The sequence below is a fragment of the Roseateles sp. P5_B10 genome, assembly GCF_056400485.1.
In genome coordinates this window covers 1-6,211 of the sequence record NZ_JBFULE010000278.1, presented here as the reverse complement: position 1 = coordinate 6,211, position 6,211 = coordinate 1, and the positions used below count along the sequence as shown (strand labels likewise).

The following is a 6,211-nucleotide window of genomic DNA, read 5'->3' as shown; positions in this document are numbered from 1 at the left end:
GTGCGGCGCCTGCACATCATCGACGCCTGCCAGGCCTCGGACCTGCCCGAGAGCTTCAAGTACGAGCGGAACCTGGGGAGCGGCGAGCACGTCCGCAACATCCGGGAGGGCGTGAGTTTCGAAATGCTGTTCGAACGCGTGGAGCAGACCGTCAACAAGGCCGTGGCACGCATGACCCTGCTGAGGTGGGCCTTGTTCCAATTCCTGATCGGCAACTGCGACGCGCACGGTAAGAACTTCTCGTTCTTCGTGCGACGCGAGGGACTGGACCCGGCGCCCTGGTATGACCTGGTCAGTGTGGTTCAGTACGCAGGCATCGACCACCAGTTGGCCATGGCCTGGGGCGATGCCTTCTCGCTGGAAGAGGTAGGAGCGTTTCAGCTGGCCGACTTTGCGCAGCGATGCGGGGTCGACAGGAAGCTACTGAAACGCGAGGCCGCACGGCTGGCCAAACTGGTGGTGGAACACGCGCTGGCACAGGCCTTGGCGGACGACTACATCGACGACAGTGAGCGCGCCTTTGCAGGCCAACTCCGTGATTTCGTCGTGGGACAGGCTACCCGGTTGACCAAGCTCGCTGACGAGGCGTCCAAGATGAAGCCTGAGTTTCTGTGACGCCTTGGAGTTCGCGGCGCTGACCACAGGGGCACAGAGGCACCGAGAAGCAGCCTTCATGCCTTGCCTCTGTGCCTGCGTGCCTATTTGGTTTGCCTTTGAGCTCCATCTCAAGGCGCCACCTCGCACTGCACCCCCGCTTCCGCTAGCAGGGCTGGAAACGGCGCTGGCGGCACCTGGTCGGTGAACAGCATGTCGACCTCGTCGAGCCTGGCCAGCTTGACCATGGCCGGCCGGTTGAACTTTGAATGATCAGCCGCCAGCCACACCTGCCGCGAGTGCTCGATGATCGCCCGCGCCACCTTGACCTCGCGGTAGTCGAAGTCGCGCAAGGTGCCGTCGTCCTCGATGCCGGAAATGCCGATCAACCCGATGTCCACCTTGAATTGGCTGATGAAGTCCACCGTCGCTTCGCCGACGATGCCCCGGTCGCGGGACCGCACCACGCCACCCGCCACGATGACCTCGCAGGCGGGGTTGTCGCTCAGGATGGCGGCGACATTGAGGTTGTTGGTGATGACCCGCAGGCCCTTGTGGTTCATCAGCTCGCGCGCAACCGCCTCGGCTGTCGTGCCGATGTTGATGATCAGCGAGCAGTCTTGCGGCACGACCGCCGCGATGGCGCGCGCGATGCGCTGCTTGCTGTGCTCGTTGAGCTGCTGGCGCTGCCGGTACGCGATGTTCTCGGTCGTCGAGGTGGGCATGCGCACGCCGCCGTGAAAGCGCGCGAGCAGGCCCGAAGCGGCGAGCTGCTTCACGTCGCGACGCACCGTTTGCAGCGTCACGCCGAACTGTTCCGCCAAGGCCTCCACCGAGACCGCGCCRCGATTGCGCACCTCCTGGATCAGCAGGGCTTGTCGAGGGTTGGGGATCATGCGCGCAAGGCTGGGTTCAAGTTTGGAGGTTCAGCGTAAAGGCGCGCCGAGATGTTCCATAGGGGTGGATTTGCTCTTGCGCAGCGTTCGCTTGTGGCTTAAAAAGAAAAACTTCGAACGCATACGAACAAAATCGAACATCCATGGCGCGACTGCGCGGCGACCACTCACGAAGATCGGAGACAGCTTGAACGACTCCCCGACGGGCGTGACTCAACCGGCCGCATCTCCCGTCCACCCGAGTGCAGCGCAAGCTTGCGACGTGCTCATCGTGGGCGGTGGCATCAATGGTGCCGGCATCGCGCGTGACCTGGCCGGGCGCGGCCTGTCGGTGGTGCTTTGCGAGAAGAACGACCTGGCCGCCCATACGTCGTCGGCATCCACCAAGATGATCCACGGCGGCATCCGGTACCTGGAGTACTACGACTTCCTGCTGGTGCGCAAGGCGCTGGCCGAGCGTGAGGTGCTGCTGCGCAGCGCCCCGCACATCAKGCGTCCGCTGCGGCTGGTGGTGCCCCACGACCCGAGCATGCGCCCGGTGTGGATGATGCGCATCGGCCTGTTCCTCTACGACCACCTCGCGCGACGCGAGTTCCTGCCCGGCTCACGCACCATCAGCCTGCGCGGGCACGCATTGGGCGCCCCGTTGAACCCGCGCTATTCCCGTGCCTTCCTGTACTCCGACGGTTGGACCGACGATGCCCGGCTCGTGGTGCTCAACGCGCTGGATGCCGCCGAGCGGGGTGCCCAGGTGTTGACCGGTTGGCGCTGTATCGACGCCCAGCGCGACAGCACCCATTGGCAGGTCACCCTCAAAGACGGCGCGGGCACCGTCCGCCTCGTGCGCGCCCGCGCCCTGGTCAACGCCGCGGGGCCGTGGGCGGCGCAGTTCCTGAAGGAGCACGCCCACGCGCAGGCATCGAAGATCAAGCCGCTGCGGCTGGTCAAGGGCAGCCACATCGTCGTGCCCAAGCTGTTCGACCACGACCACGCCTACGCGCTGCAAGGCGCCGACAAGCGCGTCATCTTCATCATTCCCTACGAGGGCGACTACACGCTCATCGGCACCACCGACGTCGAGCACAAGGGCCCGGCCGGCGACGCGAAGATCGACGACGACGAGATCCGCTACCTCTGCGAGCAGGCGAGCCGCTACATGGTCAAGCCGGTGGCGCCGGGCGACGTGGTGTGGAGCTACTCCGGCGTGCGTCCGCTGATCGAGGACGACGCCGAAGATCCCTCGGCCGTGACCCGTGACTACCTGCTCGAGCTGGACACCGACGGCCCGCCCTTGCTGACCGTGTGGGGCGGCAAGATCACGACCTTCCGCAAGCTGGCCGAAGACGCGGCGGACGGGCTTTGCAAAGGCCTGGGCTTGAAGACGGCCGCGTGGACCGCAGGCACCTGGCTGCCCGGTGGCGACCTGAGCGCCTGGATCGGCCCGGCCACCCGGCCCGACGTCGACTTCGCCCGTTTCGAACAGAAGCTAGGGGAGCGGCACCCGGCGCTGCCGGTCAAACTGCGCCATCGGCTGGCGCGTTGCTATGGCGCTCGCATCGACAGGGTTCTTGGGGCCGAAGGCCTGGGTGAAGAGATCGCACCGGGCCTGCACGAGGGCGAGCTCGTCTACCTGCACGACCACGAATGGGCACGCACGCCCGACGACGTGCTGTGGCGCCGCACCAAGCTCGGGCTGCACATGAGCGAAGCACAGCGCCGGGACGTCGCCCGCTGGTGGGCGACGCGCTGGCCGGGTGAAACGACAACGACAAGCATTGGAGACAGCGTGAGGACGACGACATGGAGTTGACGCTGGAGCGGGTCGGCAAGGTGGTGGGCCCCGAGACCCATCTCTACCCACTGGACCTGAAGCTCGCGCCGGGCGCCGTCACGGTGCTGCTGGGCGCCACCCAAGCGGGCAAGACGACCCTGATGCGCTTGATGGCGGGGCTGGACAAGCCCACGCACGGCCAGGTCCACGTGGACCGCCAGGACGTGACCGGCATGCCGGTGCGCGAGCGCAACGTCGCCATGGTGTACCAGCAGTTCATCAACTACCCGTCGATGACCGTGTACGACAACATCGCCTCGCCGCTCAAGCTGCGCCGCGAGAAGAACATCGCCGGCCGCGTGCAGGAGCTGGCCGCCAAGTTGCACATCGAGCCCTTTCTCTCGCGCCTGCCCGCGGAGCTTTCGGGTGGCCAGCAACAGCGTGTGGCGCTGGCCCGCGCCCTTGCCAAGGCCGCGCCCTTGATGCTGCTCGATGAGCCCCTGGTGAACCTGGACTACAAGCTGCGCGAGGAACTGCGCGACGAGCTCACGCAGCTCTTCGCCGCGGGCGACTCCACCGTGGTCTACGCCACCACCGAGCCCACCGAGGCCTTGCTGCTCGGCGGCTACACCGCCGTGATGGACGCCGGCGAAGTGCTCCAGTACGGCCCCACGGCCGAGGTGTTCCACCGGCCGCGGTCGATCCGCGTCGCGCGCGCCTTCAGCGACCCGCCGATGAATCTCATCGCCGGCAACGCCACCCCGTCGGGGGTGAGCCTGCCGGCGGGTGTGCAGGTCACGACTCCCCTGCCCGCCACCCGCAGCGCCGCGCTGACCCTCGGCGTGCGCGCAAGCGCGCTGCACCTGCAAAGCCGCCCGGGCGACGTGGCGCTTCCCGGCACGGTGGAGCTGGCRGAAATCTCGGGCTCCGACACCTTCGTGCACGTGGAGACCCCGGTGGGAGAACTGGTTGCCCAACTGACCGGCGTGCACTTCTTCGATTTGGGCGCCAGCCTCACGCTGTACCTGAGCCCTGGCCAGGTGTACGTGTTCGACGCCAGCGGCGAGCTGCTGGTGGCGCCGAGCAAGGAGCTGACCTGATGGCCCGCATCGAACTCGACCTGGCTCACGCCTACCGCCCCAACCCCCAGCAGGACGAAGACTACGCGCTGCTGCCGCTGAAGATGGTCTTCCGCGATGGCGGCGCGTATGCGCTGCTCGGCCCCTCGGGCTGCGGCAAGACGACGCTGCTCAACATCATCTCCGGCCTCGTCACGCCGTCGCAGGGCACGGTGCAGTTCGACGGCGTCAACGTGACGCGGCAGACACCCCAGCAGCGCAACATCGCCCAGGTGTTCCAGTTCCCCGTCATTTACGACACGATGACGGTGGCCGAGAACCTGGCCTTCCCGCTGAAGAACCGCGGCGTGCCGCGCGACAAGATCAAGCAGCGCGTGGGCGTCATCGCCGAGATGCTGGAGCTGAGCGGCCAGCTCGACACCCGCGCCGCCGGCCTGGCGGCCGATGCCAAGCAGAAGATCTCGCTCGGCCGCGGCCTGGTGCGCGAGGACGTGAGCGCCGTGCTCTTCGACGAGCCGCTCACGGTGATCGACCCGCATCTCAAGTGGCAACTGCGCCGCAAGCTCAAGCAGATCCACAAGGAGCTCAAGCTGACGCTGATCTACGTCACCCACGACCAGGTCGAAGCACTGACCTTCGCCGAAGAAGTGGTGGTGATGACGCGAGGCCGCGCGGTGCAGATCGGCTCGGCCGGCCAGCTCTTCGAACGCCCGCAGCACACCTTCGTCGGGCATTTCATCGGCTCGCCGGGGATGAACTTCCTGCCGGCAGATGTCGTCCCCGGTGCACCCGCCGGTGCGACGAAGCTCGGCGTTAGGCCCGAGTACGTGACGCTGACTGAGCCCCACGCGGCCGGCGCATTGCAGGCCGTCGTCACGCAGCGGCAGGACGTCGGCACCTACTGGCTCGTCACCGCCAAGGCAGGCGACAGCGTGATCCGCGCGCGCCTCAGCCCCGACCTCACGCCGGCCGCCCTTGGCGAGACCGCGTGGTTCAGCGTCAAGGGCAGCCACACCTGCTATTACAAGGACGAGGAGTTGATGGCATGAAGCCGGTCAATCAGAAGGCGTGGTTCCTGATCCTGCCGGTCATCCTGTGCGTGGCGTTCTCCGCCATCCTGCCGCTGATGACGGTSGTGAACTATTCGGTGCAGGACATCATCTCCCCCGAGCGCCGCGTGTTCGTCGGCACCGAGTGGTTCAAGGCGGTGATGCGCGACGAGGACTTGCAAGGCGCACTGCTACGCCAGGTGGGGTTCTCGCTGTCGGTGCTGCTCGTCGAGATTCCGCTGGGCATCTGCCTGGCGCTCTCGATGCCGGCTCAGGGGTGGAAGTCCTCCGCGGTACTGGTGCTCGTGGCCATCTCGCTGCTCATCCCGTGGAACGTGGTCGGCACCATCTGGCAGATCTACGGCCGCACCGATATCGGCCTGATGGGCGCCGCGCTCGCCTGGCTGGGCGTGGACTACAGCTACACCGGCCATGCGACCGACGCCTGGCTGACGGTGCTCGTGATGGACGTGTGGCACTGGACGCCCCTCGTCGCCCTGCTTTGCTTCGCCGGCCTGCGCGCCATCCCCGACGCCTACTACCAGGCCGCGAGCATCGACGGCGCCAGCAAGCTGTCCGTCTTCCGCTTCATCCAGYTGCCCAAGCTGCGCGGCGTGCTGWTGATCGSCGTGCTGCTGCGCTTCATGGACAGYTTCATGATCTACACCGAGCCCTTCGTGCTGACCGGCGGTGGCCCCGGCAACGCGACGACCTTCCTGTCGCAGTACCTGACGCAGAAGGCCGTGGGCCAGTTCGACCTCGGCCCTGCCGCGGCCTTCTCGTTGATCTACTTCCTCATCATCCTGCTGCTGTGCTTCATCC

At 66.6% G+C, this 6,211-nt stretch carries 6 protein-coding genes; 5 read left to right on the top strand and 1 reads right to left on the bottom strand.

The window, feature by feature from the left end:
* Positions 1 to 615 (top strand): HipA domain-containing protein (locus AC1DU6_RS16850; RefSeq protein WP_477858436.1); only part of this gene is annotated, 615 nt, incomplete at its 5' end.
* A 110-nt stretch (positions 616 to 725) separates the two neighbouring features.
* On the opposite strand, the gene AC1DU6_RS16845 is transcribed toward AC1DU6_RS16850, so the two are convergent.
* Positions 726 to 1,490: a DeoR/GlpR family DNA-binding transcription regulator gene (locus AC1DU6_RS16845; RefSeq protein ID WP_457350624.1), complete on the bottom strand. Its 765-nt coding sequence runs from the start codon at positions 1,488 to 1,490 to the stop codon at positions 726 to 728.
* Positions 1,491 to 1,677: 187 nt separating this feature from the next.
* Between AC1DU6_RS16845 and glpD the strand changes: the two genes are divergently transcribed.
* The 4 genes from glpD to AC1DU6_RS16825 form a co-directional block, all read left to right on the top strand.
* Positions 1,678 to 3,300: a glycerol-3-phosphate dehydrogenase gene (glpD, locus tag AC1DU6_RS16840; protein WP_477858434.1), complete on the top strand. Its 1,623-nt coding sequence runs from the start codon at positions 1,678 to 1,680 to the stop codon at positions 3,298 to 3,300.
* The gene (locus tag AC1DU6_RS16835; RefSeq protein WP_457322527.1) at positions 3,291 to 4,361 is read left to right on the top strand and encodes an ABC transporter ATP-binding protein; all 1,071 of its coding nucleotides are present in this window, start codon (positions 3,291 to 3,293) and stop codon (positions 4,359 to 4,361) included. The genes glpD and AC1DU6_RS16835 overlap by 10 nt, the downstream gene beginning before the upstream one ends.
* Entirely contained in the window at positions 4,361 to 5,389 is a 1,029-nt protein-coding gene (locus AC1DU6_RS16830) for an ABC transporter ATP-binding protein (RefSeq protein WP_457322529.1), read from the top strand. Before AC1DU6_RS16835 ends, AC1DU6_RS16830 begins: the two co-directional genes overlap by 1 nt.
* On the top strand, positions 5,386 to 6,211 hold an 826-nt coding region (locus AC1DU6_RS16825), incomplete at its 3' end, for a carbohydrate ABC transporter permease (RefSeq protein WP_477858431.1). The genes AC1DU6_RS16830 and AC1DU6_RS16825, both read left to right, overlap by 4 nt.